Below are 24,030 nucleotides of genomic sequence, written 5' to 3' on the forward strand. Positions count from 1 at the left end.
GTCGACAACGGGTGGACGCGCTGGTCAGCCGCCGGCGAACGTCGTGTCGATGCCGCACTTGGCGTTCTGGTTGAGGCAGGACTTCACCAGGTCGGCGAGGCGTTCCGGCTCCCAGGCGTTCATGAAGTCGCCGTGCATGGAGGACGGCTTGCCGGAGGAGAGGCTGAGACCGTCACCGCCCAGCGACTCGTAGTTGACCATGAAGGACAGGTCCGGCACCGCCACCGGGTACTTGCCGGTGCAGACGCCGTTCACCGGGTCGCCCATGTGCGACTTGTGGTCGGGCGAGTCGATGTTCTGGCCGTCCCAGCAGTCCTTGAACACGAGTTGGAAGATCAGGTTGCCGCCGGGGGCGCACCTCGGCCAGTTGCCGTCGGCGCTGCGGCCGATCTCGGCGCTGCCCGCGCACCAGAACTGGTTGCTGCCGGCGTTCTTGGGGGTGTCCACCTGCCGCTTGGCGTCACCCTCGACCACCACCAGGCCCGGCGGGAAGGGCTTGACGGTCGAGGGGTCCTTGACCCGTGAGCCGTAGTAGATGCGCATGCTCTTGATCGGGACCGGCTTGCCGTCCTTGCGCAGCTCCGGGGTCCAGTAGGCGCTCTTGTCTCCCGGGGCGTTGCAGGTGTTCGCCGCGGCGAACAGCTTGTCCGTCGTGGTGAAGGCGTCGACCTTCGGGCCGAAGAAGGTGTGCATGTGCGAGGCGCCCGACAGGCCGGGCAGGACGATCGGGTCGTCCGCCGCGGAGTTCGCGACACCGCAGTCGGTGTGAAACTCCGGCACCCGGGTGGTGCCCGGCGGCACCGCCTTGGGCTTGAGCGCGTTGAACGCGGCCAGCTCCTTGTTCCACTTGGCCTGGTCGACCGGCACCCAACCGCCGGCCGGCGCGGTCGGCGGCACCGACGAGGAGGGTGACGCCGACGGGGTGGCACTCGGCGCGGACGAGGCGGTGGGCGTCAGCGAGGCGCTGGCCGACGCGCTCGGCGACGTGCCCGCCGGGGGACCGAACGTGAACCAGTTCAGGTTCACGAAGTCCGACGGCGACGTGCTCTTCATGACGGCGAAGACGGTCTGCGCGCCGGTCGGCACACCGGACGCCTTCGCCGTGACGGTCTTCCACTGCTGCCATCCGCCGGTCTGCGCGATCGGGAAGCTGGCCAGCAGCTGGCCGTCCTGCGCGTCGAGGTGCAGCTCGACGGTGCCGCCGGTGGCGTTGTGCGAGGAAACCCGGGCCGCCAGGTCGACGCCGGTGATCGACACATTGTCGTACCGCAGCCAGTCGCCGTTGGCCAACCAGCCGACGTTCCGGCCGCCGCCGGTGTCGCCGGTGCCCTCGGTCTGCGCGCCGGAGTGCTCCGCGAAGGCCTCCGCCTGGACCCGGCCGGGCACGTCGACCTCTTCGGCCTGCGCGCCGGCGATGTAGATGCCACTCGCGCCGAGCGCGGCGACGACCGCGGAGGCGAGCGTGATGCGAGTGAGGCGGCGACGCTTCAGCGCCCGATCCGGGGGTGCGACGTGCGCGGGGGGAGTCCGCATTACCAGTGTTGTCCTTCGAGTCGGCGATAACGCTCCGGTCGGAAGAAGTATGTGCACGTCAGGAGCCTGCATCAACTGGCGGGGAAAGAATTAAGGAGGCCGCTCCGCGAAGGCGCTGGTGGCCGGCTCCGGCGCTCGGGATAACAATTTTTCACGCGTGTGGTCTTAATTTTCTTTTAAGTCTCCGGCGCGCCGGGCTATTGGATTATTACGCATTCTGGGTAACGAGTTCGGGCCGATTTTCGTCGGGGTGCCGGTCGACGGAAACTGACGGCGACAGCGCGCGGAGGAAGTCGGGCGCGTCGAAGATCTCACCAGCGGAGGCGACACCGCTCGTCCTCGTCTGACCGGCGAGGATGCGGCGGACCGCCTCGACGGCCAGGGGTGCGCTGACCGCGTAGATGTCCCGGCCGGTGGCGACGACACGTCGTGTCGCGTCGCCGCGCCGCACCACGACGTCGACGGTGAACGTCTGCGCGGAGCGGCCCGACTCGTCGGTCGCGACCGGTGCCTGCGCGGCGGCCAGGTCGGTGGCGGCATCAGCGGCCATGTAGGTGCGGACCTCGGGGATGGCCAGGTGGCTCGGGACGGTGACGACGTCGGCCATGGTGAATTCACCGAGCACCCGCCGCCGGCCCAGCGGCGGGGGAAAGTCCCACGCCAGGCTCGGCAGGTCGTGCTCGTCGACGTGGTACTCCAACCGGCCGCCGGTGTAGCGGACCCGGCGACCGTCGCGGCGCTCGCGGGAGACGGCGCCGGCGGCGACCGTCCCGGCCGTCGGGTGCCAGCTGCTCAGTCCGTACGCGACGTGCGCCTCGTCGGCCGACGTCCAGTCGCCCATCGCCGTGGTGACCAGCAGGTCGCCGAGCCCGCCGAAGAACGCCATCGCCGGAACGACCGCGATGCCAGCCGCACGGGCGGGCTCGCTGAAGTGCGCGAACGTGTCGACGTTGGCCTCGATCTCGGCCGCCACGTCCACGTACGGGATCCCGGCGCGCAGCGCGGCCTCGATCACCGGCGCGGCGGTCGAGGCGAACGGGCCGGCGCAGTTGATGACCGCGTCCGCACCGATCAGTGCCTGGTCGAGCGAGGCCGGATCGTCGACCGACGCCACCCGGTAGGCGAGCCCCGACGCCGCCAGTCTGCTCTCGTCGCGGCCGAGCAGCAGCGGCACGAACCCGCGCTCGCGCAACTCCGTCACCACGAACCGTCCGGTGTGCCCGTACGCCCCGAACACCGCCACACTCTGACCCATTGCTGCCCCCTGAGAAGATCGACTGGGTACAGCCTCCAGCAGCGGCCGATGACCGACCAGTGTCGGGAACGCCATGACCCGTACAGTTTCGGACATGGCCACTGTCGCGATCGCCGCCACCGACGGGATGCTGCACTTCGAGGTGGGCATGGCCTGCGAGGTCTTCGCCCGCGACCCCACCGGCCAGGCGGACCCGTGGTACGAGGTGGTGGTCTGCGGCCCCGGCCCGGTCCGGGTGGGACGGTTCCAGATGGAGCCCGACGACGGGCTGGACCGACTCGCTCGCGCCGACACCGTGATCATTCCTGCGGTGGAGGACGTCGACGTGGACGTGTCGCCCGACCTGCTCGACGCGGTGCGCGCCGCCCACGCGGCGGGCGCCCGGATGGTCTCGCTGTGCACCGGCGCGTTCGTGCTGGCCGCCGCCGGGGTGCTCGACGGGCTGCGCGCCACCACGCACTGGGCCCACACCGAGGCGCTGGCCGCCCGCTACCCCCGGGTGCGGGTCGACCCGGACGTGCTCTACGTCGACAACGGCACCGTGCTCGCCTCCGCCGGCAAGGCCGCCGCGATCGACCTGTGCCTGCACCTGATCCGCCGCGACCACGGCTCGACGGTCGCCAACGCCGTCGCCCGCCGCCTGGTCGTGCCGCCGCACCGCGCCGGCGGCCAGGCCCAGTACGTCACCACCCCGGTGCCCGCCCGCGACGACCACCCGCTCGCCGCCCTGTTCCCCTGGGTCCTGCAACGGCTGGACCGACCGCTGACCGTCGAGGACCTGGCCCGGCAGGCGAACATGAGCTCGCGCAACCTGGCTCGGCACTTCCGGGCGGTCACCGGCACCACCCCGCTGCTGTGGCTGTCGACGCAGCGGATCCGCCGCGCCCAGGAGCTGCTGGAGAACACCGACGACAGCATCGACGTCATCGCCGAGGCGGCCGGCCTGGGCACCGCCACGACACTGCGGCGACACTTCCACCGCACCCTCGGCGTGCCGCCGGACGCCTACCGGCGCACCTTCCGCAGCGTCTGAGGACGCCGCCTGCCCTGATCATCACCCCAGGGCTGGTCAGGGTTGGTCGGGGCGGTGACGCGCGAAGGCGTCGGCCTTGCCCCAGCGGCCAGGAATGTCCAGGAGCGCGATCCGCCCGAAGGCGGCCGGTAGCGCGGGGGCCACGGCCAGGTGGTCCTCGTGCGGATCGAGGCCGAGCATGGTGCGGATGAGCAGCATGCACGCTCCGCTGGACCACGCCTGCGGGCTGCCGGCAGTCGGGTACCGGACGGGGTACCGGGTGGTGTCGCGGTCGAACCCACCGAACGCCTCGGGCAGCCGGCCCTCGAAGTAGGTGGCGGCGGAGAGGATGCTCTCGGCGATGCGGCCCGCCTCGGCGGTGAACCCGTACCGGCGCAGACCCCAGGCGATGAACGAGTTGTCGAACGGCCAGACCGTGCCGTTGTGATAGCCGAGTGGGTTGTAACGGCCCTGCCCCTCGGCGAAGGTGCGCACACCCCAACCGGAGAAGAGTCTGGGACCCATCAGGTGTTCGACGACCCGCGGTGCCCGCTCCGGCGGCACGATCCCGCTCCACAACAGGTGCCCGATGTTGGACGACAGGCTGTCGACCGGAGTGCCGTCGTGGTCGAGCGCGAGGGCGTAGTAGCCGCGGTCCTCCAACCAGAAGTCCCGGTTGAAGCGGTCGTACAGCGCCGCCGCCTCGCGCTCCAACTGGTCGGCGAAGTCCGGGTCATTCCAGACGGTACGGGCCAGCCGCGCTCCCCGGATCTTGGCGTCGTAGGCGTACCCCTGAGTTTCGCAGGTGGCCCTCGGGAAGCCCGGCAGCCGCCCGTCGGCGTAGGAGATGCTGTCCCAGGAGTCCTTCCAGCACTGGTTGTCCAGGCCGGTGGCGCGGTTGCGTCGCTGGTACCAGATGTAGCCGGTGGAGGTCAGGTCCGCGTACTGGTCGATCCACGCCAGGGCCGCTCGCGCCTCCTGCTCCAACTCGGTCACCAGCGCCGTGTCGCCGCTCCACCGCTCGTACTCGTCGAGCAGCACGACGAACAGTGGTGAGGCGTCCACAGTGCCGTAGTAGGGGGAGTGCGGCTGCTCCTCGAACGCGGCCGACTCCCCGTAGCGCAGCTCGTGCAGGATCCGGCCGGGGTCCTCCTCCAACACGTCGTCGGTGCGGACGCCCTGCAGCGACCCGAGGATCCGCAGCGTCGGTGGGGTCAACGAGGGGGTGACGGCCAGGGTCTGCAGGCAGGTCAGCAGGCTGTCGCGGCCGAACAGGGTCATGAACCAGGGCAACCCGGCTGCGGGTACGGCGGCGCCGCTGAGCGAGAGCGGTGCGAAGCGCAGCGCCGCCAGGTCCACCAGGCTGCGGTGGTACACCTGCTGGAGGGCGACGCTGTCGGTGTCCAGCGTCGGTGCGCCCTCGACCCAGGCCCGCAGGCTGGTGGGCAGTGTGGAGTCGTCCGGCCGCTGAGCCCGCAGAGCCGAGCGCAGGTCGACGCCGTCCGGACGCAGCGCCCTCATGTCAGCCTGTAGCTGCGTCGACCACTGCTCGCCGGGGCGCAGTCGGACCCGGAAGCGGATGCCGTTCGGGTCGAACTCGGCCGGCTCACTCGCCGACACGACCACCTCACGTTGGTAGGTGCCGCGCCGGTAGCCCAGGCGCAACTCGTTCGGGCCCACGTGGGTGTAGTGCGTGCCGGCCTTCTCACCGACGTCGAACTTGATCTCGAAGATGTCGGCGAAGTCGGCTGCCACCTCCAGCCGTACGTCGAGGTCGGTGTCCCGGTCGCCGTAGTTGAAGATCGTCAGCGATTCGGTCAGGTCCGGGCCGATGCGCCGGCGCCGGATGGCCGACAGGTCGGCCTGCACGTAGTCGACCGCCGCGCCCGGCACCACGAAGAACGTGACCTCGTAGTACTGGCTGTCGTCCACCGACAGTGCGGTCATGCACTCGCCGTTGACGAAGAGCATCCAGCGGGACAGGAAGCGGGTGTCGGCGGCGAACAACCCGACCGGCGTGGCCGGGGACGACTCCACATCGCCACTGGAGTCGGACACCATGAAGGTGTTCCCGTCGATGCACGCCACAGTGCCCGCGATGTCCCTCATCGGTCACCTGCCGCTGTCGCGGTCGTCGCGCTGAAGCGGCCCCGCCTCGCGCGGGAAGAGTCGCCCGAGTCGCAGTGCCAGGCCGAGGTCACCGTCGACCAGGATGTCGCCGCGGGTGATCGCCGCCAGGCCGTTCACCTCACCGCGTGCCATCGCGTCCGCGACCTGCGCGGACACCTGGATCACGGTGGTGGCGGGACCACCGCTCCTCGTCACCCGCATCCGGCCATGATCGATGTCCAGGAGCCACTGCTCCAGGTGGCCCCCGTCCCGGATGTCGAACCGCACGCTCCCGCAGACCTTGCTGAACCGCGGGTCACGGCCGGCAACGGTCAACCGCTCGAAGAAGGCGCTCGTCGCCGTCATCCCACCTCCCCGACCGCCGGTAGCAGCGGATGCCGGCTACCCGGTACGGGTCACTGTTAACTCCGGGCGGCGCGCGGTTTTCAGGGTTTCAGCGTGAAGCGGGTCCAGGTGGTCGCGTCCGTGGTGACGATCAGATGGTCCGGCTCGCCCGTCGACCCGTCGTCGCGCCCGAAGAGCCAGGCGTAGCCGGGCACCACACTGACCGACCCGACAACCGTGCCGTAATCACGCGCGACCGTGAAGCGCCGCCCGTCGTCCCGGCTGACCAGGAGCCGCGCGAGCTCGTTCGGCTCGGTGCCCCCGTTGGTGGTGATCGCGAGCAGGGAGCCGTCCGACCCCACCGTGAGGTCCCACGTCCGCTGCGGCAGGTCGGCACCGGTGTCCGTCCAGGTCTTCGCGCCGTCCGTGGTGTGCAGCAGCCGCATCCCGCCGCTCGTGGTCCGTGGCTCCGCCAGCGCGTACCCCTCCCGGTCGTCGAGCCCGACCACCGCTAGCACGTTCGCGTCGTCGCCCGCGTCCCAGGTGGTCCAGGTCGCGCCTCTGTCGGCGCTGCGGGCGACGGTCGACCCCGAGACGCCCCCCATCCGGTACACCGCCCAGATGGCGCCTCCGGCAGCGGGGTAGAGGCTGAACAGTGGACGCCACGAGGGTGCCGTGGTGAGGCGGTACACGGTCCCGTTCGCCGGATCCACAGCGAGTGGTTCGGACAGTGGCTCACAACCGAACCCGCAGAAGACCGGCCGGGCCGTCGCCGGGAATCGGGGTACGGGAACGATCGCGGAATTCCCGTCCCGCCAGGTGCGACCGTAGTCGGTGGAGAGACGGGGCAGCCCGACGTCGCTCACCAGGTAGGACCGGTCACTGAGCACGGAGACCTCGACGGGACCGGACGGTGTCGCGGTGCGGGAACTGGCCACACACCTGCTGCCCTGGAACCGGGCCGCGTCCCAGTCCGACCAGGTCCGGCCGCGGTCGCCGGTGTAGGCGAAGCGCACGACGCAGCCGTCCTCCGACACGTCGACGTCGACCCCTGACTCGGGCCCGGTCAGCGTGAAGTTGTCCCCGTGCACGGGCGACGGTTGCGCGGGGACCACCGGGTCCGCGCCGTCCGCCCCCGCCACCAGCGGCAGGACCGCCAGCCCGGCCAGTGCGACCAGTGCAGCCGCCACCATCGCGACCGACCGGTGTCGGCGGGACCGGGCGGTGGACCGCAGCGCGTCGAAGTGCGGTGGCGACACGGCCTCGGTCAGGGTGTTCATGTCGAACCCGGAGAACTCACGACCGGACATCGATCCTCCCGGTTTCCGTAGCGTCGGAGGCGCACTTGGTGCCAGTGCTGGTGGCGTCGGAGGTGTCGGTGTCGGCGAGCAGCGCCGCCAGGGCGACCCGGCCCCGCGACAGCCGGGACTTCACCGTGCCTGACGAGACGCCCAGCGTGGCCGCGACCTCGTCCACCGGCAGGTCGACGAGGTAGTGCAGAGCCAGGGCGTGCCGCTGCCCCTCCGGCAGCACACGCAGGGCGGCGAGCAGGGCGAGGTGCTCCGGGGAGTGGTCGGCGACAGCCGGCGGCGGGCCGATGCGGCGCAGCAACCCGTCGAGCACCCGGCGGCGGCGGTACCGGCTGCGGGCCCAGTTCACCGCGACCCGGCGCAACCACGCCTCCGGGTTCTCCAGCGCGGCGAAGCGCCGTGGGGACACCAGCGCCCGGGTGAACGCCTCCTGGACCGCTTCCTGCGCCTCGGTCAGGTCGCCGGTCACCGCGTACAGCTGGACCACCAGGCGTCGGAAACAGCCGGCGTACAGCTCGGAGATCAGATCACCGTCGGACACCGTCACCCCCCTTCTCCACCACTCCCACCAACGGGCCGGGAAGAAGGTTCCGGTGGCCGGCCAGAATATGTGGCCCGGTGATATTCGGCTGTCGGTGCGGCACGCGTACCGCTCAGAATGTCGGCCATGGCGAGAGCGCACGTTCTGGCGAAGGTCGAGGCCGATCTGCGGCGGGGGCACGTCCACCCCGCGATGCAGCGCCTGGCGAGCCTGAACGCCGCGTACCCCGACGACCTGGAGCTGCGCGCCCGCCGTGCCGCCCTCTACCGGCAGGTGGGCAACGTGGCCGAGGCTGGGCGGTGGGGGTTCCTCACCGAGGACGCCAGCGCGCAGGAGATCGCCGCGTTCGAGCGGTCCTACCCGAGTGCCTGGCAACGTGTGCGCCTGCTGACGGTGACCCCCGACCCCACCGACCGGCTCGGGCCGGTGGCGGGTGCGCGGCTCGGCCGGCTGGCCGAGCAGGCCGAGCGGGAAGGCCCCGCCCCGGTCACCTGGACCGAGGCCGGCCCCCGGCCGGAGGAGCACAGCTCACGGTGGGACGCGCTGGGCTGCCTGGTCGCAGGGCTGACCGGTCTGGTCCTGGTGGCGCTCACCGTCGTCGGCCTGATCACCGTGCTCCGCTGGGCGTGGTAGGCAAGCGGAGCAGTCGTGGCAGGAGCGTCCGCCCGCGCTGCCCGCATCGGGCGTTCTACCCCGAACCGGGCGCGCACGTCACGCCTACGGCATAGCGTCACGGGGGCGGGACCACCGCCGTTCCGCCGGCGGACCGGCGGTCACGTCCACCGGAAGGGACCAGGCATGACCCGGATCGACAGTGTGCTCCTGCCCGAGCTGGACGGGCCGGTGCCGGCGACGCTGCCGAGCGCCCTGGGCCTGCTGAGCCTGGCGCTGGGCGTGGGCGCCCTGGTCGCGCCCGGACCTGTCGCGCGACTGACCGGGGTGGACGACTCCCCGTCCGCGCGGGCCGTGCTCCCGGCCGTGGGCCTCCGGGAGTTGGGCAGCGCCGCCGGCCTGCTCAGCGGCCGTCGCCCCGCCGGCTGGGCCTGGAGCCGGGTGGCCGGCGACGTCATGGACCTGACCCTGCTCGGGAGGGCACTCGCGGACCGCAGCGGTGAACGACGCCGCCGGGTCGCGCTGAGCACCCTCGCGATCGCCGGCATCACCGCCGTCGACGTGCTCTCCGCCGTGCGGATCGGGCGGGCCCAACGGGCCCGGGCCCGGATGATCCGGATGGAGATCGCCGTGACCGTCAACCGTTCACCCGCCGAGGCGTACCGGTTCTGGCGGGACATGGAGAACCTTCCCCGGTTCATGGCGCACCTGGAGTCCGTACGCGCCGACGACCTGCGCCGCTCGCACTGGATCGCTCGTGGCCCGGCCGGCCACCGCGTCGAGTGGGACGCCGAGATCATCGACGACCAGCCGAACAAGTCGATCACCTGGCGTTCGCTGCCGGGCACCCGGGTGCCGAACGCCGGGCGGGTCCGGTTCGTGCCCGCACCCGGTGACCGGGGCACCGAGGTCCGGGTCGAGCTGCGGTACGCGCCTCCGGCCGGCGCGCTCGGGCGGGTGGTGGCGAAGCTCTTCGGCGAGGAGCCCGAGCAGCAGGTCCGCGACGACCTGCGCCGGTTCAAGCAGGTGTTGGAGACCGGCGAGGTGGTCCGCTCCGAGGGCAGCCCCAACGGCATCTCCGTACGCCAGCAGGCCATGCAGCGTCCCGCCCAGCCGCTGCCGTCGTCGCGCCGCTGACCGTCCACGCATCCGAAAGGGACCGACCATGAAGGCCACCGCCTGGATGGGCACCGACAGCGTCAAGGTGATCGACGTGCCCGACCCGAAGATCATGAACGCCCGGGACGCGGTCGTCCGGATCACCACCACCGCGATCTGCGGCTCCGACCTGCACCTCTACCACGGCTACATCCCGGCGATGCGCAAGGGCGACATCCTCGGCCACGAGTTCATGGGCGAGGTGGTCGAGGTGGGCCCGGAGGTCCGTAACCTGAAACCGGGCGACCGCGTGGTGGTGCCGTTCCCGATCGCCTGCGGGCACTGCTCGTCCTGCCAGCGCGGCCTCTATTCGGTCTGCGAGAACTCCAACCCCAACGCCGGCATCGCCGAGAAGATCATGGGGCACTCGCCGGCCGGCATCTTCGGCTACTCCCACCTGCTCGGCGGCTACGCCGGCGGCCAGGCCGAGTACGCCCGGGTGCCGTTCGCCGACATCGGCCCGCTTAAGGTGCCCGACGAGGTCAGCGACGACCAGGCGGTCATGCTCGCCGACGTGTTCCCGACCGGCTACATGGGCGCCGAGATGTGCGACATCAAACCCGGTCAGGTCATCGCGATCTGGGGCGCCGGGCCCGTCGGGCTGCTCGCCGCGGCCAGCGCCCGGCTGCTCGGCGCGGAGCGGGTGATCGTCATCGACCGGTTCCCGTACCGGTTGCGGCTGGCCGAGGAGCACACCGGCGCCGAGACGATCAACTACGAGCAGGCCGACGTGCTGGACACCCTCAACGAGATGACCGCCGGCCGGGGGCCCGACGCGTGCATCGACGCGGTCGGCCTGGAAGGCCACCACGGCAACGCCGCCATGTACGCGTACGACCGGGCGAAGCAGGTCGCCCGGGTCGAGACGGAACGGCCGTTCGCCCTGCGCCAGGCGATCCTCGCCTGCCGCTCGGGTGGGGTGGTCTCGGTCGTCGGCGCGTACGGCGGCTTCGTCGACAAGTTCCCGATGGGCGCGTTCATGAACCGCTCACTGGTCATGCGGACCGGTCAGTGCCACGTCCAGCGCTACACGCGGCCGCTGCTGGAGCGCATCCAGCGCGGCGAGATCGACCCGAGCTTCATCGTCAGCCACCGCATGCCGCTGCGCGACGCCCCGAAGGGCTACAAGATCTTCCAGAAGAAGCAGGACGACTGTACGAAGGTGCTGCTCAAGGTCTGACCGACGGTCAGGTCTGCCGGCGGGGGAGTGCCTCGCGCGCTGCCTGTGGAGCTGATGTCGTAAACGATTCAGCTCCATAGGAGCCGACCACCACCGCAGCTCGCCCTGCGCGCGCGACGTGACTGGCATGTTTTGTGAGGCCCCGCCCGCCGATGGCGGGGAGTCCTGATCCGAGCGTGACCCCGTTTGTGGCCAGGGAGCCGGGGAACTCGCCCCGTTCGTCCGCAGGCAGGCCTGACGGCATGTCGAGGAGACCGAAGGAGCGGAGCATGGAGTACGAGCAGATGATCGCCACGGTACGACAGCGCGCTGGTCTCGGTGAGAACGAGGCAGTGCGGTCCGTGCAGGCCGTCCTGTCGGTGCTCGGTGAACGGCTCGCCGGACGGGAGGCCGACAACCTGGCGGCACAGCTACCGGAGCGGTTGAGCGGGTCCGTCACTCGCAATCCGGAGGGCCGTCGGTGGGATGTTGGCGAGTTCCTGAAGAAGGTCGGGGACCGCGAGCAGGTCGCGAACGCGGACCATGTGCGTCAACACGCCCAGGCGGTGCTGCGTACCGTCGCCGAGGCGCTCGACGACGACGAGCGACACGACCTGCTCGCCCAGCTTCCCGGCGGCATCACCGATCTCTTCGGTGTTCCCACCCCGCGAGGCTGAGCCCCGCACGGATCGGGCCACCCGGGGCGCTCACGGGATGGGCCACTCGTGCACCGGTCGGTTGCTGTGCATCAGGTCCACGTAGTGGCGGACCACCTCGCGCAGCGCCTCCGGCCGGTCCAGGTGGTCGGCGGACTCCAGTCGGTGCAGCGTCTCCACCTGCCAGGTCGCGCCGTTGCGACTGGTCAGGCAGCGCTGCTCGATGACGCCGAGCAGCCGGTCGCGCTCGGCCGGGTCGAGCCCCCACCGGTCCAGACCGTGATGCGCCATCGGCAACAACCGGCGCAGCACCAGCTCGGTCACCGGCAGGTAGCCGAGGCCCGGCCAGAACACCTGCGCGTCGATGCCGTGCCGGGCGCAGCTGGTGAAGTTTTCCTCGGCGGCGCTGAACGACATCTGTGACCACAGTGGCCGGTCCGATTCGGCGAGGGCGCGGACCAGTCCGAAGTAGAAGGCGCCGTTGGCGATGGTGTCCAGCACGGTCGGGCCGGCGGGCAGCACCCGGTTTTCCACCCGCAGGTGCGGTCGGCCGCGCGACACGTCGTACACCGGGCGGTTCCACCGGTAGACGGTGCCGTTGTGCAGGCGCAGCTCGGCGAGACTGGGCACCTCACCGGCCGCAAGGGCCTGCGTCGGGTCCTCCGGGTCGCAGACCGGCAGCAGCGCCGGGAAGTAGCGCACGTTCTCCTCGAACAGGTCGAACACGTTGGTGATCCAACGTTCGCCGAACCAGACCCTGGGGCGTACCCCCTGGGCTTTGATCTCTTCCGACCGAGTGTCGGTGGCCTGCTGGAACAGTGGGATGCGGGTCTCTCGCCACAGCTCCCGGCCGAAGAACAGCGGCGAGTTCGCGCCGACCGCGACCTGGATGCCCGCGATCGCCTGGGCGGCGTTCCAGTAGTCGGCGAACTGGGCCGGGCTGACCTGCAGATGGAACTGGGTGCTGGTGCAGGCCGCCTCGGGGGTGATCGTGTCGGCGGTGACGGCCAGCCGCTCCACGCCGCTGATGGCGATCGGCAGATCCTCACCGCGGGCCGCGAAGATCTGCTCGTTGAGCAGCTTGTAGCGGGGGTTGGCCGAGAGCGTCTCGGCGGTCAGGTGCTCCGGGCGCAGTGTTGGCAGAATGCCGATCATGACCATGTGGGCGCCGATCGCCCGGGCCTTCACCTCAGCGGCGTTGAGGCTGGCCCGAACGTACTCCTCGAAGTCGGCGGTGCCGGTGCCGGTCAACCGGCGCGGCGGCACGTTGATCTCGACGTTGAACTGGCCCAACTCGGTCTGGAAGCTCGGATCGGCGATGGCCGCCAGCACGTCGGCGTTGCGCATCGCCGGATTCGACGCCTCGTCGACGAGGTTCAGCTCGATCTCCACGCCGGTCAGCGGGCGGTCCACGTCGAAACGGGACTCGCGCAGCATCTCGGCGAAGACGTCCAGGCAGCGGCGGACCTTGTCGCGATAACGGGCCCGGTCTTCTCGACTGAAGGTTCGTACGCCGACGTCCTCGCCCATGGTCACCACCTTGTCACCGCTGGTCCCCCCTAACCTCGCACGTCCGGGGCGGGCGGGGAAAGACCCGATGGTCCCTTCCTACCCACCTGCCCGCCCTGATAGCCCAGTCAGGCCGCCCCGATAGCATTGCGGCCCTGAGAGGTGGTGGCGTGCGGATGCGCGAGAAGGTGACCCGGTTGTTCGTCGCGGCGGCGATCGCCGAGGCCTGCTCCTGGCTGGCCCTGCTGGTCGGCATGCTGGTCAAGTACGGCCCGCCGGACAACGAGCTGGGTGTCAAGATCTTCGGGCCGATCCACGGCGGCCTCTTCGTCGCGTACGCCCTGCTGGTGCTGGCCGTGGCCCGGCTGCGCCGGTGGAGCCTGCTGGCCACGGCGGTGGCTCTGGCCAGCGCGGTGCCGCCGTTCGCCACCCTGGCCTTCGAGCGTTGGGCCCGCCGCCGGGGGATGCTCGGCGTCGACCGCCAACCGGCCCGCGAGCCCGCCCCGGTCGGCTGAGCCGCCAACCCGCCCCGGTCGGCTGACCCGCCGGCCGCCTGCCTGAGCGGTCAGGTCAGCGCGGAGCAGGCCACGACGCCGGCCAGCAGCAGCGCGCCCAGGAACGCCTGCAACAGCAGCGGCGGCCCGAGGTGCGACCAGAGAGTCGCGGTACGCGGGGTCAGCAGCTGCCCGGTCGTGAGGTTGACGATCCGCTCGATCCGGGGCGGCAGCTCCGGGTCTCGCTGCGGGCGCAGCGTGAGCTGCACCTGGTCCGCCGGGTGCAGGGCGCTCTGCGGCAGGTGACCGTGCAGCTCCACCTCGCAGAGCTGCCCTGCGGTGTTACGCAGTCGCACCGGCGTGACCAGATATTCCGGACCCTGCTTCAACTGCTTCCAGCGCCGGCGGGTGCCGCCACCGCCGAAGGAGAAGAGCGAGCGCAGCAGCAGGGCGGGCAGCCGCGCGAACGCCGCCGCCGCGAGCACCGCCACCAGCACCGGCTGCCCGATGCGCACCTCGCGCGTGTAGCCGTCGAGCAGGCGGATCAACCGCCCGGTGACGATGCGCTCCGTCGGGTGCACGATCCGTCGGGTTTCAAGTCCGCTGTCCATTCCCACCACCGAGAGTCCGCATGTGTTCACAGATCGTATCGACGTCCTCAGTTGAACGACGTGAATGAAACCTGGTCACGGGCTCACGGCCACGAGGTGACATCCCGGGCGACCCGGGTAAGCGGGGGGCCGAGCTGGAAAGGGGTCGAGCATGCAGCTGTCCTTCCTGCGCCCGCTCTACGACCGTCCCGGGCCGTGGTGCTCGGTGTATCTGGACGCCTCCGCGGACACGGAGGACGCCCATCCCGCCCTGGACCTACGCTGGCGCGCCCTGGAGCGCCGGCTGATGGAACAGGGAGCCGACGAGGCGAGCATCGCCGCTTTGGACCGGGTGATCCGTGGCCACGACCCGATGGTCGGGGACTACGGTCTGGCGGTCTTCGCCAGTCACGGCCGGGTGGTGCTCTCCGAGTACCTGTCCGCGCCACCACTGCGCGATCTGGCCAGTTTCGCGCCGCTTCCGCACGTGATGCCGTTGCTCGCCCAGCGGGGCGAACAGGTGGCCTGGGTGCGGGTGCTAGCCGACCGGCTGGGCGCCGACGCGATGGCGGTCAGCGCCGGCGGGGTGCCCCGGCGGGCGCACGTCGCCGGCCGGGACGAGTTCCCGCTGCGGCGCGCGAAGCCCGGCGGGTGGTCCCAGTCGCGTTATCAGCGGGCGGCCATGGAAGCGTGGCACCAGAACGCTGGCGACGTGACAGCGGCGACCGTGGACCTGGCCGACCGTGTCGGCGCGGACGTGGTGGTCGTCGCCGGTGACGTCCGGGCGACCGGAATGATCGCCGCCCAGATGCCGGAGCGGTGGCAGGACCTCGTGGTCCGCACGGACGCCGGGTCCCGGGCCGGTGGCGCCGACCAGACGATGCTGGACGACCTCACCGTGCAGACCATCGCGGAGGTCGCCGATCAACGGATCAGCGCCGCGCTGGACAGGTTCGGTGTGCAGGAGGACGTGGGCGGCGGGCTCGACGCGGTCGTCTCGGCCCTGCAACGCAACCAGGTGGACACCATGATCATCGTGGACGACCCGTCGGCCAACGGCGAGCTGTGGATCGGCGCAGAGCCGACCGAGATCGCCGTCGACCCGGGGCAGCTGGCCGCGATGTCGGTGACCGACCCGCAGCGGGTACGCGCCGACGCGGCACTCGTCCGGGCACTCGTCGGCACCGACGCGGCGCTGACCGTGCTGGGCCCCGAGGAGGCGCCCGAGCTCACCGACGGCGTCGGCGCGGTGCTGCGCTACGTCGACCCCAGCACACCGGGGCGCGAGAATGGCTGAGCGGCGGGTCGCGGATCTGGTGGTGGAGCGGCTCCTGGCCTGGCGGGTGCCCCGCGCCTTCGGATTTCCGGGTGAGGCGATCGCCCCGCTGGTCGAGGCGTTGGACCGCACCGGCGGTGAGCCGGCGTTCATCCCGGCGCGGCACGAGGAAACCGCCTCGTTCATGGCCACCGGGCACGCCAAGTTCACCGGCGGTATCGGGGTCTGCCTCGCCACCCAGGGGCCCAGCGCCGTCCAACTGCTCAACGGCCTCTACGACGCCAAGCTGGACAGCAAGCCGGTGGTGGCGATCGTCGGGGAGGACATCTCCGGGCCGCTCGGCGGCGCCCACCAGGAGATCGGGCTGAGTCGCCTCTTCGGCGACGTGTGCAACCAGTTCGTCCGCTACGGCCGCAGCCCGGAGGACGTGGGGGCGCTGCTGGACCAGGCGTTCCGTACGGCGGCGGCGACGCGCAGCCCGACCTGCGTCGTGCTGCCCCGGCAGTTGCAGGAAGCCGTGGTGCCCGACCTTCAGACGTACGCCGCCGGGGTGATCACGGCGACCCCGGGTGAGCCGCTGGCCCGGGTGCTGCCGCACGAGGTGGACCTCGATGCCGCCGCGCAACTGCTCGGCGGCGGCCAGCGCGTCGCGATCCTGGTGGGGCAGGGCGGTCGGGACGCGGCCCCCGAGATCATCGAGATCGCCGACCGGCTCGGCGCCGGGGTGGCCACCTCACTGCTGGGCAAGCCGGTCCTCGACGAGCGGCTGCCGTTTCACACCGGGGTGCTCGGCGAGGTCGGCACCCCGGCGGCGGCCGAGCTGATGGGTGGCTGCGACACGCTGCTGATGGTCGGCACCAACGACCCGTGGACCGACTACTTCCCGATGCCCGAGCAGGCCCGCACGGTGCAGATCGACATCGACGGTCGCCGGATCGGCACTCGCTACCCGGCCGACGTGCCGCTGGTCGGTGACGCCGCCGAAACGCTGCGGGCGCTGCTGAACCGCCTGCGCGGACGGCCCGAGCAGCAGTGGCGCGCCACCGTGGAGAGCTCGGTGGACCGATGGCGGGAGGTCGCCGCCGAGCGGGTCGCCGCGCCCGCCGACCCGGTCAACCCACAGCTCGTCCTCCAGGAGCTGTCCGCCCGGATGCCGGGCAGCGGCGCGGTCGCGGTCGACGTCGGCTCGGTCCTCTACTGGTACGCCCGGCACCTCACCCTGCCGCCGGGGGTGAAAGCTCAACTGTGCGGCACACTCGGCTCGATGGGCTGTGCCCTGCCGTACGCGGTGGCCGCCAAGCTCGCCGCCCCCGACCAACCGGTGATCGCGCTGGTCGGCGACGGGGCGATGCAGCTCAACGGGCTCGCCGAGCTGATCACCGTGTCGCACCACTGGCAGCAGTGGCGCGATCCTCGGCTGGTGGTGCTGGTGCTCAACAACCGCGACCAGAACGGCATGGGTGGCGGGCGTGAGCCGTCGACCGACCCGACCCGCCGTCGACCCGACGTGCCGTACGCCGGTTGGGCCCGGCTGCTCGGGCTGCACGGGGTGCGGGTGGACCGCCCGGAGCTGGTCGGCGCGGCCTGGGACGAGGCCCTCGCGGCGGACCGCCCCTGCGTACTCGAGGCGGTTGTCGACCCGGCGGTGTCGTTGGCGCCGCCGGAACCGGCGTTCGCCGACCTGCGCGGCCTGTATGCCGAAGGCGCTCCCGCCCGGAAGGTCCGGGAGCAGGTGACGCTCACCGCGAACGCCGACGACCTCGTTTAGTCGGCTTGGGCCAGGGCATCAGAAGCGGCCCGACGATGCTGGAGGTCCCATGTCCGAGACCGCTGACCGCCGCTACGGCCCGGCGATCCTGCCGCGGCCGCGTGGCCCGCTCTCCGCGGCGGTGGTCGAGGCTCTGCGGCGCCCGCCGCACGACCTGCCGACCGGTCTCGGCGTCGACCCCGACCCGGCGGACCCGATCACCGACGAGGACCTGCAACTGACCCTGTTCCTCTGCTACGAGCTGCACTACCGGGGCTGGCTCGGGGTGGACGACTCGTGGGAGTGGCAGCCGACGTTGCTCGCGTTGCGCGCCCGTTGCGAACGGATCTTCGAGGCGGCACTGCGCCGGCTGGTCGGGACGCCGACGGTGCCCGCCGCCGGGGTGGCTGCCGGCCTGACCGAGCTGGTCGCGGCCGACGACGGCCCGCCGCTGGCCGCCACGCTGCAACGACGTGCCGACCTCACCCAGTTCCGCGAGTTCGTCGTCCACCGTTCCGTCTACCACCTGCGTGAGGCGGACCCGCACAGCTGGGCGCTGCCCCGCCTGGGCGGCCCGGCCAAGGCCGCGCTCGTGGAGATCCAGACCGACGAGTACGGCAACGGCCGGCTGGACCGGATGCACGCCGAGCTGTTCCGCCGCACCCTCGACCGGCTGGGGCTGGACACCGCGTACGCCGCTCACCTGGACGCCGTGCCGGCGGTGACCCTGGCGACCAACAACCTGATGTCGCTCTTCGGCCTGCACCGACGGCTGCGCGGAGCGCTGCTCGGGCACCTGGCCGCGTTCGAGATGACGTCCTCGCTGCCGAACCGCCGCTACGGCAACGGGCTACGCCGCCTCGGTTTCGACGAGGTCGCCACCCGCTTCTACGACGAGCACGTCGAGGCCGACGCGGTGCACGAGCAGATCGCCGCGCACGACATGTGCGGCGGCCTGGTCCGTGTCGAGCCGGACCTCGCCCCCGACGTGCTCTTCGGCGCGGCGGCCGGGCTCGCGGTGGACCGGTTGTTCGCCGGGCACCTGCTGGACAGTTGGGCCGCCGGTCGCAGCTCACTGCGGCCACCCGCCCCGCCAACCGTGCCGCCGACCGTCTCGATCGCCGTGGCCGCGCCCGCCGCTCTGACCCCGCCGGCCCCGCCCGCGCTCGTCTGATCCGAAGGGCTCGTCACACCCGGAAGCCGACGGATCAGATCCAATCGTGTGGGGTCTGCGTAGAGCGCCGGCCGTTGGGTGAGGGCTTGCCGCTCCCTTTGCTCTGCACCCGCCCACGCGCCACACACGCTCCGTAACCGGTGCGTGGATGGGTGCAGAGCAAAGGTGGCGTCGTGCCTATGGTCTGGGCCGTCCGGGCGCGCTCTCGCTACGTGACGAGGCGACGCGGGGTCACCCCTCGCGGGTGGTGCCCGCGCGGAAGTTAATCGCCTTGTGGGTGCCGTCGCAGAACGGCTTGAGCCCCGACTTGCCGCACCGGCACAACGCAACAGTGCCCCGGCGCGCGTCGATGCGCTCGCCGTCCGGCGTGACCAGCTCGAAGTCGCCGCGGACCAGCAGCGGCCCGTCCTCGTACGGGGTGATCGTGGCGGCGGGTGGCTCGCTGGTGTCCTCGGTGCGCATGGCCCCGGAAGTGCCCGCCCTGGCCCGGGCGAAACACGTCCCGCCGCCGTGTTCCGGCACATGGGAGAAGGCCGTTGCCGGCCCGCTCCCGCCGATCGTCGCCGAACGCCGAGGATGACCGGCGCACCCCGCCGACCGGCGGAATGTGCCGCCGGGTGGGTGATGCCCCGTTTGAACCCCATCGGGACGGGAAGCCGGGCCGCGTGGTGAGCGAACGAGGCAAGGTGGGCCCGGTGCACAAGGTGCACAAGGGGCTGACGGCCGATGGCGCCGGTATGGCCGGCGACCGGGTCGTGGCCGCGGGCAGCGCCGCCCGGGTTCTGGTCGCCGCCACCGCCCGGGCGCTGCGCGGGGTGGACTGCGCCGACCTGGGCCAGACCGGCCCGACGTCGCGGTTCCCCGGTGCGCCCGAGCCGGTACGCCGTGCCGCGGTCACCCGCGCCGCCGGTCGGGTCGCGCTGACCGTGGCCCAGGCCGACGAGGTGGACGCCGCCCGGGTGGCCCGCTGGTTCGTCGACCAGTACCCCCGCCGGCGCTACCCGGGAGTGCTGATCGGCTCTCCGCACGGCGGTGCGGCACACCTCGCGGTAGCCCTCGGCGTGCCGCTGCTGCCGGCCGGCTTCGACATGATCGTGCACTGGTCCGACGGAGCGGTGGACCGCCCGGCGGCCGCCCTGGAGCACGGCGCGACACTCGCCACCCGGCTGCTCGCCGGCAACGCCGACCTGCACCTGCGGCAGGTGCACTGCCCGGCCAGCCGAGGCGCTCTGGCCGGCGCGACAGTGGCGCTGACCGCCGCGTGGAGGGCCCTGCCGGCCGCGTACGCGCAGTTCCTGGCCGACCGCCTGCTCCCCGGCGCACCGGTGCTGCTGGTCCACGACGCGCGCACCTGGCCGGTCCTGGAGCGCAACGCTGGGCACAGCTTCCAGGTCGGCTGCCCCGCCAGCGGGCTGGACCCGGTGGACTTCCACCCGGACAGCCACGCGCTGCGGCAGGTCCTGCGCTCCGTCGGCGGCAGCGTGGCCCGGTGGGAGCCGCCGGAGGTTTCCGTGCCGTCGGGTCACGCCGAGCACGGCGTCGACCCGGGCTTCGAGACGGCCGCGCGGGACTGGTCGGCACGCCACGAGCACCCGCTGCACCGGCTGCTGGTGCCCCGACCGGCGGCGTTGAGCGCGGGCGTCGCCGACCTGTACCGGCGGTGGCTGCGCGGCGCCGGCAAGACCGGTGACCGGTTGGTGGTGGAATGCGGCCGGCTGCTCGACCCGTGGCAGGTGGTGCGGGCGGGGCTGGTGCCGTACTGGTGTGAGAACGCCACCCGGCGCACCGTCGACGAGGCCGAGTGGTGGCTGGCCGGCAGCGAGGCGTTCAGCTCGGTGGACGTGTTGCCCGAGCCGCCCGGGATGCGCTCGCCCGCGCTGGCGGGGCTGCCCCAGTGGCTGGCCGTGGCCGGGTTCGGGCGACGGCGTCGGGCGTTGGACCGGACCAGCGCCCGCGGCTACCCGGTGACCTCCGTGCCCACCCGCCGGGCCACCGAGGTCATGCGTGCCCAGCCGTACGACCTGCCCGTGCCGCCCCCGCTGGGGGCCGCCGAGGCGTTGGCAGTGCTCCGCGACAGCGGCGGCCACCAGGGGTTGCTGGTCTCCTGAGGCGGAGCACGCCGAAACATCCTCGCGAACCCGGGGTCCCGTGATTGAGTACCTACGGAGCGGGAACATCGCTGGCTGCGACGGCCTGATTGCGCTGCGTAGAGGCGGTGTCGCCCGCTGGCATCCCAGTCACTGACCCACTTTTCCGGCCCGGTGCGTGGCTCGACCACGCGCACGACCGGTTTCCCGATCCGGGCGGGGGACCTTCCTGAGGGAGGCGCGGATGTTCGGACAGACGAGTACGACCACGACCACACCACCACCCACCGAGCGAGGTCTGGAGGATCTCGACGCGGCGGCACTGGCGTACGCGGCCCGGATCGAAGGGCTGCCACCGGAGCGGCGGGGAGAGGCCCGGGACGACCTGGTTCGCTTCGCGTTGCCCTTCGCCGGGCGACTGGCCCGCCGGTACCGGGGTCGTGGAGAGCCGCTGGAGGACCTGGAGCAGGTGGCCCGGCTGGGGCTGGTCAACGCCGTCGACCGGTATGACCCGGAACGGGGCTCGTTCACCGCGTACGCCGCGATCACCATCGTGGGCGAGATCAAACGACACTTCCGGGACCGGACCTGGGGCGTACACGTGCCCCGCCGGCTGCGCGACCTCATCCTCGAGGTGGGGCAGGCCACCGCCGCGTTGACCAGCGAGCTGTCCCGAGCCCCGTCGGTGGCCGAACTGTCGGCCCGGCTGGAGACCCCGCAGGCGGAGATCCTCGCCGCGCTGGAGTCGGCGGCCGGCTACAGCCCCGCCTCACTCAACGCCCCGGTGGGCGGGGAGAGCTCCGCGGAGTTCGGGGACCTCGTCGGCGAGTCGGACAACGCGCTCGAATCCGTCGACGACCGGGTCACGGTGAGCGGCCTGCTGCACCGGCTTCCCTGGCGTGAGCGGCGCATCCTGGCGATGCGGTTCTACGGCAACCAGACCCAGGCGGAGATCGCCGCCCGGTTCGGCATCTCGCAGATGCACGTGTCCCGGCTGCTGTCGCGGGCGCTCACCTGGCTGCGCCAGGCAATGCTCGCCGACGCGCCGCCCCCGTGGCAGAACGGCGCCGCCGAGCCCGACCCGGGCAAGACCCGGATCTCGGTCAAGCAGAACGGCGACCGGGTGGTCGTCGAGGTCGGCGGCGAGATCGACCGCGACGGCGCGGACCAGCTGCGCCGGGCCATGCTGGAGGCGGTCACCGGCCAGCCCAGCGAGGTGGTCGTCGACCTGGTCGGCGCGGGTGGTTTCGACGCCGGCGGGATCGCCGCGCTGATGGCCGGACGGGACGCGGCGGAGCGGACCGGGGTGCCGCTGCGGCTGACCCGGGTGCAGCCCGCCGTGCGCCGCTCGCTCACCGCCGCCGGCCTGGCGCCGGCCCGGGACTGACCGCACACGTACGGGCGAAGGGCCGACACCCACCGGGTGTCGGCCCTTCTGTGCGCGTACCCCTGGTCAGCGCTCCTCGGGGTTGCCGTCGCTGTGCGGGTGGCGCCAGCGTTCGTGCGGCTTCGGCGCGTCGTCGGCGTCCTCGGGCGGGTCGCTCTCCTCGAAGCTGGGCCGGCGGACGCCGTCCGGGTCCGGCACGTCCACCGGCCGTGCCCCGGACCGCGGCGCCGGCTGGTACTCGGCCGCCTCGGTGGCGCCGTGCGCGCCCTCGGCCGACGGCGACTCCGGGGCGTGGTGTTCCATCCGCAGCTCGTCGCTGAACTGCTGCGGCGGCTTGGTGGTGCGTTGCGGCAGATCCCGGCCCAGGTCGGCGACGAGCGGGCCGTACTTCAGGTCGAACGCCGGCCGTTCCGACCGGATCCGGGGCATCCGGTCGAAGTTGCGCAGCGGCGGCGGGCAGCTGGTGGCCCACTCCAGAGAGTTGCCGAAGCCCCACGGGTCGTCCACGGTCACCATCGCCCCGTACCGCCAGGACTTCCACGCGTTGTAGATGAAGAACAGGGTGGACGCGCCGAGGATGAACGAGAAGATCGTGGAGATGGTGTTCAGGGTGGTGAAGCCGTCGCTGGGCAGGTAGTCGGCGTACCTCCGGGGCATGCCCTCGTTGCCCAGCCAGTGGTGCACGAGGAAGGTGCCGTGGAAGCCGATGAACATGGTCCAGAAGTGCAACTTGCCGAGCCGCTCGTCGAGCAGCCGCCCGGTCATCTTGGGCCACCAGAAGTAGTAGCCGGCGAAGAGCGCGAAGACCACGGTGCCGAACACCACGTAGTGGAAGTGCGCCACCACGAAGTAGCTGTCGTGGGTGTGCCAGTCGACCGGCGGGCTGGCCAGCAGCACGCCGGTGAGGCCACCCAGCAGGAACGTGACCAGGAAGCCGATGGCGAACAGCATCGGTGTCTCGAAGGTGAGCTGGCCCTTCCACATGGTGCCGATCCAGTTGAAGAACTTCACGCCGGTGGGCACCGCGATCAGGTAACTGAGGATGCTGAAGAACGGCAGCAGCACCTGCCCGGTGGCGAACATGTGGTGCGCCCACACGGTCATGGACAGCACGGTGATCGCGATGGTGGCGAGCACCAGCCCGGTGTAGCCGAAGATCGGCTTACGGGAGAAGACCGGGATGACCTCGGTGATGATGCCGAAGAACGGCAAGGCGATGATGTAGACCTCGGGATGGCCGAAGAACCAGAACAGGTGCTGCCAGAGCATCGGGCCGCCGGTCGCCGCGTCGTACACGTGAGCGTTGAGCAACCGGTCGGCGGAGAGCGCCAGCAGCGCGGCGGCCAGCAGCGGGAAGACGAGGATCACCAGCACGCTGGTGAACAGCATGTTCCAGGTGAAGATCGGCATCCGGAACATGGTCATGCCGGGGGCGCGCAGGGTCAGGATCGTGGTGATCAGGTTGACCGCGCCGAGGATGGTGCCGAGCCCGGACACGACCAGGCCGAGCACCCACATGTTCGCGCCCACCCCGGGGGAGTTCTCGACGCTGCTCAGTGGGGTGTAGGCGGTCCAGCCGAAGTCGGCCGACCCCTGCGGTGTGAGGAAGCCGCCGACCACCATCAGCCCGCCGAACAGGTACAACCAGTAGGCCAGCGCGTTGAGGCGGGGGAACGACACGTCCGGCGCGCCGATCTGGATCGGCACGATGTAGTTGGCGAACCCGAAGGCCGCCGGCGTGGCGAACAGCAGCAGCATCACCGCGCCGTGCGAGGTGAAGAGCTGGTTGTACTGCTCCGGGGACAGGAACTGCATCCCCGGGCGGGCCAACTCGGCCCGCATCACCATCGCCTCCAGGCCGGCCAACACGAAGAAGGCGAAGGAGGTCAGCAGATACAGCAGGCCGATCTGCTTGTGGTCGGTGGTGGCGAGGAACTTGAGTAACGAGTTGCCGGGGACCGGCGCGCGTACCTGTCCGGGGAAGCCCCCGAAGCGGGCCGGAGCCAGGATCGCCGGGCCCCGATCTCGACCGGGTTCCGTGGTTACCCGCTTGGGCATGGTTGCTCACCCCGTCGT

General features: G+C 71.6%; 21 protein-coding genes. 11 read left to right on the forward strand and 10 right to left on the reverse strand.

Translation table 11 applies throughout. From position 1 onward, the window contains the following. Positions 1–24: 24 nt before the first annotated feature. Both GA0070619_RS11180 and GA0070619_RS11185 read right to left on the reverse strand, forming a co-directional pair. Positions 25–1,533 carry a DUF1996 domain-containing protein gene (locus GA0070619_RS11180; RefSeq protein WP_088947996.1) on the reverse strand — a complete coding sequence of 503 codons (1,509 nt, stop codon included), beginning with the start codon at positions 1,531–1,533 and terminating at the stop codon, positions 25–27. A gap of 208 nt (positions 1,534–1,741) precedes the next feature. Further along, entirely contained in the window at positions 1,742–2,788 is a 1,047-nt protein-coding gene (locus GA0070619_RS11185) for a saccharopine dehydrogenase family protein (protein ID WP_088947997.1), read from the reverse strand. 94 nt (positions 2,789–2,882) lie between these two features. On the opposite strand from GA0070619_RS11185, the gene GA0070619_RS11190 reads away from it, so the two are divergent. After that, the gene (locus GA0070619_RS11190; protein ID WP_088947998.1) at positions 2,883–3,821 is read left to right on the forward strand and encodes a helix-turn-helix domain-containing protein; all 939 of its coding nucleotides are present in this window, start codon (positions 2,883–2,885) and stop codon (positions 3,819–3,821) included. A gap of 36 nt (positions 3,822–3,857) precedes the next feature. On the opposite strand, the gene GA0070619_RS11195 is transcribed toward GA0070619_RS11190, so the two are convergent. The 4 genes from GA0070619_RS11195 to GA0070619_RS11210 all read right to left on the reverse strand — a co-directional run bounded on the left by GA0070619_RS11195 (position 3,858) and on the right by GA0070619_RS11210 (position 8,105). Next, positions 3,858–5,909, reverse strand: a complete 2,052-nt coding sequence (locus tag GA0070619_RS11195) for an amylo-alpha-1,6-glucosidase (RefSeq protein WP_088947999.1) — start codon at positions 5,907–5,909, stop codon at positions 3,858–3,860. A 3-nt stretch (positions 5,910–5,912) separates the two neighbouring features. Next, a complete protein-coding gene (locus tag GA0070619_RS11200; protein ID WP_088948000.1) occupies positions 5,913–6,275 on the reverse strand; it encodes an SCP2 sterol-binding domain-containing protein in 363 nt (120 codons plus the stop codon). Between the two features lie 80 nt (positions 6,276–6,355). After that, positions 6,356–7,564 carry a WD40/YVTN/BNR-like repeat-containing protein gene (locus GA0070619_RS11205; protein WP_088948001.1) on the reverse strand — a complete coding sequence of 403 codons (1,209 nt, stop codon included), beginning with the start codon at positions 7,562–7,564 and terminating at the stop codon, positions 6,356–6,358. After that, complete coding sequence (locus GA0070619_RS11210) at positions 7,551–8,105, reverse strand: sigma-70 family RNA polymerase sigma factor (protein ID WP_088951720.1); 555 nt, start codon at positions 8,103–8,105, stop codon at positions 7,551–7,553. The genes GA0070619_RS11205 and GA0070619_RS11210 overlap by 14 nt, the downstream gene beginning before the upstream one ends. Positions 8,106–8,231: 126 nt before the next feature. On the opposite strand from GA0070619_RS11210, the gene GA0070619_RS11215 reads away from it, so the two are divergent. The 4 genes from GA0070619_RS11215 to GA0070619_RS11230 all read left to right on the forward strand — a co-directional run bounded on the left by GA0070619_RS11215 (position 8,232) and on the right by GA0070619_RS11230 (position 11,711). Beyond that, positions 8,232–8,738 (forward strand): DUF6584 family protein, encoded by a 507-nt coding sequence (locus tag GA0070619_RS11215; protein ID WP_088948002.1) that lies wholly within the window; start codon positions 8,232–8,234, stop codon positions 8,736–8,738. Positions 8,739–8,903: 165 nt separating this feature from the next. After that, positions 8,904–9,854, forward strand: coding sequence for an SRPBCC family protein (locus GA0070619_RS11220; protein ID WP_088948003.1), 951 nt, complete (start codon positions 8,904–8,906; stop codon positions 9,852–9,854). 28 nt (positions 9,855–9,882) lie between these two features. After that, the gene (locus tag GA0070619_RS11225) at positions 9,883–11,055 is read left to right on the forward strand and encodes a zinc-dependent alcohol dehydrogenase (RefSeq protein WP_088948004.1); all 1,173 of its coding nucleotides are present in this window, start codon (positions 9,883–9,885) and stop codon (positions 11,053–11,055) included. Positions 11,056–11,324: 269 nt separating this feature from the next. Next, positions 11,325–11,711 carry a DUF2267 domain-containing protein gene (locus GA0070619_RS11230; RefSeq protein ID WP_157743977.1) on the forward strand — a complete coding sequence of 129 codons (387 nt, stop codon included), beginning with the start codon at positions 11,325–11,327 and terminating at the stop codon, positions 11,709–11,711. A 30-nt stretch (positions 11,712–11,741) separates the two neighbouring features. On the opposite strand, the gene GA0070619_RS11235 is transcribed toward GA0070619_RS11230, so the two are convergent. After that, positions 11,742–13,220, reverse strand: coding sequence for a glutamate--cysteine ligase family protein (locus GA0070619_RS11235; RefSeq protein ID WP_088948006.1), 1,479 nt, complete (start codon positions 13,218–13,220; stop codon positions 11,742–11,744). Positions 13,221–13,375: 155 nt separating this feature from the next. Between GA0070619_RS11235 and GA0070619_RS11240 the strand changes: the two genes are divergently transcribed. Next, positions 13,376–13,714 carry a DUF3817 domain-containing protein gene (locus GA0070619_RS11240; RefSeq protein ID WP_088948007.1) on the forward strand — a complete coding sequence of 113 codons (339 nt, stop codon included), beginning with the start codon at positions 13,376–13,378 and terminating at the stop codon, positions 13,712–13,714. Positions 13,715–13,764: 50 nt separating this feature from the next. Here the strand turns inward: GA0070619_RS11240 and GA0070619_RS11245 are convergent, their stop codons facing one another. Further along, on the reverse strand, positions 13,765–14,313 hold the full coding sequence (locus tag GA0070619_RS11245) for a hypothetical protein (protein WP_172862027.1): 549 nt from the start codon (positions 14,311–14,313) through the stop codon (positions 13,765–13,767). Positions 14,314–14,455: 142 nt separating this feature from the next. On the opposite strand from GA0070619_RS11245, the gene GA0070619_RS11250 reads away from it, so the two are divergent. Genes GA0070619_RS11250 through GA0070619_RS11260 form a run of 3 tightly spaced genes read left to right on the forward strand, consistent with a single transcriptional unit; the run spans position 14,456 to position 18,480 of the window. Further along, a complete protein-coding gene (locus GA0070619_RS11250) occupies positions 14,456–15,580 on the forward strand; it encodes a baeRF2 domain-containing protein (protein ID WP_088948009.1) in 1,125 nt (374 codons plus the stop codon). Further along, positions 15,573–17,327, forward strand: coding sequence for a thiamine pyrophosphate-binding protein (locus GA0070619_RS11255; protein WP_088948010.1), 1,755 nt, complete (start codon positions 15,573–15,575; stop codon positions 17,325–17,327). The genes GA0070619_RS11250 and GA0070619_RS11255 overlap by 8 nt, the downstream gene beginning before the upstream one ends. Positions 17,328–17,376: 49 nt before the next feature. Further along, entirely contained in the window at positions 17,377–18,480 is a 1,104-nt protein-coding gene (locus GA0070619_RS11260) for an iron-containing redox enzyme family protein (protein WP_088948011.1), read from the forward strand. A gap of 231 nt (positions 18,481–18,711) precedes the next feature. Here GA0070619_RS11260 and GA0070619_RS11265 read toward each other — a convergent pair whose 3' ends face one another. Continuing rightward, positions 18,712–18,942 carry a CDGSH iron-sulfur domain-containing protein gene (locus GA0070619_RS11265; RefSeq protein WP_088948012.1) on the reverse strand — a complete coding sequence of 77 codons (231 nt, stop codon included), beginning with the start codon at positions 18,940–18,942 and terminating at the stop codon, positions 18,712–18,714. A 275-nt stretch (positions 18,943–19,217) separates the two neighbouring features. Between GA0070619_RS11265 and GA0070619_RS11270 the strand changes: the two genes are divergently transcribed. Together GA0070619_RS11270 and GA0070619_RS11275 are read left to right on the forward strand one after the other, a co-directional pair. Then, entirely contained in the window at positions 19,218–20,588 is a 1,371-nt protein-coding gene (locus tag GA0070619_RS11270; protein ID WP_088951721.1) for a hypothetical protein, read from the forward strand. Between the two features lie 223 nt (positions 20,589–20,811). Then, positions 20,812–21,954: a SigB/SigF/SigG family RNA polymerase sigma factor gene (locus GA0070619_RS11275; RefSeq protein ID WP_088948013.1), complete on the forward strand. Its 1,143-nt coding sequence runs from the start codon at positions 20,812–20,814 to the stop codon at positions 21,952–21,954. A 66-nt stretch (positions 21,955–22,020) separates the two neighbouring features. On the opposite strand, the gene ctaD is transcribed toward GA0070619_RS11275, so the two are convergent. Next, complete coding sequence (gene ctaD, locus GA0070619_RS11280) at positions 22,021–24,012, reverse strand: aa3-type cytochrome oxidase subunit I (protein WP_088948014.1); 1,992 nt, start codon at positions 24,010–24,012, stop codon at positions 22,021–22,023. Positions 24,013–24,030: the final 18 nt, after the last annotated feature.

This window comes from Micromonospora zamorensis (assembly GCF_900090275.1).
GTDB lineage: Bacteria > Actinomycetota > Actinomycetes > Mycobacteriales > Micromonosporaceae > Micromonospora > Micromonospora zamorensis.

Coding starts and splice junctions, on each gene's coding strand:
- GA0070619_RS11180 (WP_088947996.1), bottom strand. CDS start 1,533: ATGCGGACTCCCCCCGCGCACGTCGCACCCCCGGATCGGGCGCTGAAG.
- GA0070619_RS11185 (WP_088947997.1), bottom strand. CDS start 2,788: ATGGGTCAGAGTGTGGCGGTGTTCGGGGCGTACGGGCACACCGGACGG.
- GA0070619_RS11190 (WP_088947998.1), top strand. CDS start 2,883: ATGGCCACTGTCGCGATCGCCGCCACCGACGGGATGCTGCACTTCGAG.
- GA0070619_RS11195 (WP_088947999.1), bottom strand. CDS start 5,909: ATGAGGGACATCGCGGGCACTGTGGCGTGCATCGACGGGAACACCTTC.
- GA0070619_RS11200 (WP_088948000.1), bottom strand. CDS start 6,275: ATGACGGCGACGAGCGCCTTCTTCGAGCGGTTGACCGTTGCCGGCCGT.
- GA0070619_RS11205 (WP_088948001.1), bottom strand. CDS start 7,564: ATGTCCGGTCGTGAGTTCTCCGGGTTCGACATGAACACCCTGACCGAG.
- GA0070619_RS11215 (WP_088948002.1), top strand. CDS start 8,232: ATGGCGAGAGCGCACGTTCTGGCGAAGGTCGAGGCCGATCTGCGGCGG.
- GA0070619_RS11220 (WP_088948003.1), top strand. CDS start 8,904: ATGACCCGGATCGACAGTGTGCTCCTGCCCGAGCTGGACGGGCCGGTG.
- GA0070619_RS11225 (WP_088948004.1), top strand. CDS start 9,883: ATGAAGGCCACCGCCTGGATGGGCACCGACAGCGTCAAGGTGATCGAC.
- GA0070619_RS11230 (WP_157743977.1), top strand. CDS start 11,325: ATGGAGTACGAGCAGATGATCGCCACGGTACGACAGCGCGCTGGTCTC.
- GA0070619_RS11235 (WP_088948006.1), bottom strand. CDS start 13,220: ATGGGCGAGGACGTCGGCGTACGAACCTTCAGTCGAGAAGACCGGGCC.
- GA0070619_RS11240 (WP_088948007.1), top strand. CDS start 13,376: ATGCGCGAGAAGGTGACCCGGTTGTTCGTCGCGGCGGCGATCGCCGAG.
- GA0070619_RS11250 (WP_088948009.1), top strand. CDS start 14,456: ATGCAGCTGTCCTTCCTGCGCCCGCTCTACGACCGTCCCGGGCCGTGG.
- GA0070619_RS11255 (WP_088948010.1), top strand. CDS start 15,573: ATGGCTGAGCGGCGGGTCGCGGATCTGGTGGTGGAGCGGCTCCTGGCC.
- GA0070619_RS11260 (WP_088948011.1), top strand. CDS start 17,377: ATGTCCGAGACCGCTGACCGCCGCTACGGCCCGGCGATCCTGCCGCGG.
- GA0070619_RS11265 (WP_088948012.1), bottom strand. CDS start 18,942: ATGCGCACCGAGGACACCAGCGAGCCACCCGCCGCCACGATCACCCCG.
- GA0070619_RS11270 (WP_088951721.1), top strand. CDS start 19,218: ATGGCCGGCGACCGGGTCGTGGCCGCGGGCAGCGCCGCCCGGGTTCTG.
- GA0070619_RS11275 (WP_088948013.1), top strand. CDS start 20,812: ATGTTCGGACAGACGAGTACGACCACGACCACACCACCACCCACCGAG.
- ctaD (WP_088948014.1), bottom strand. CDS start 24,012: ATGCCCAAGCGGGTAACCACGGAACCCGGTCGAGATCGGGGCCCGGCG.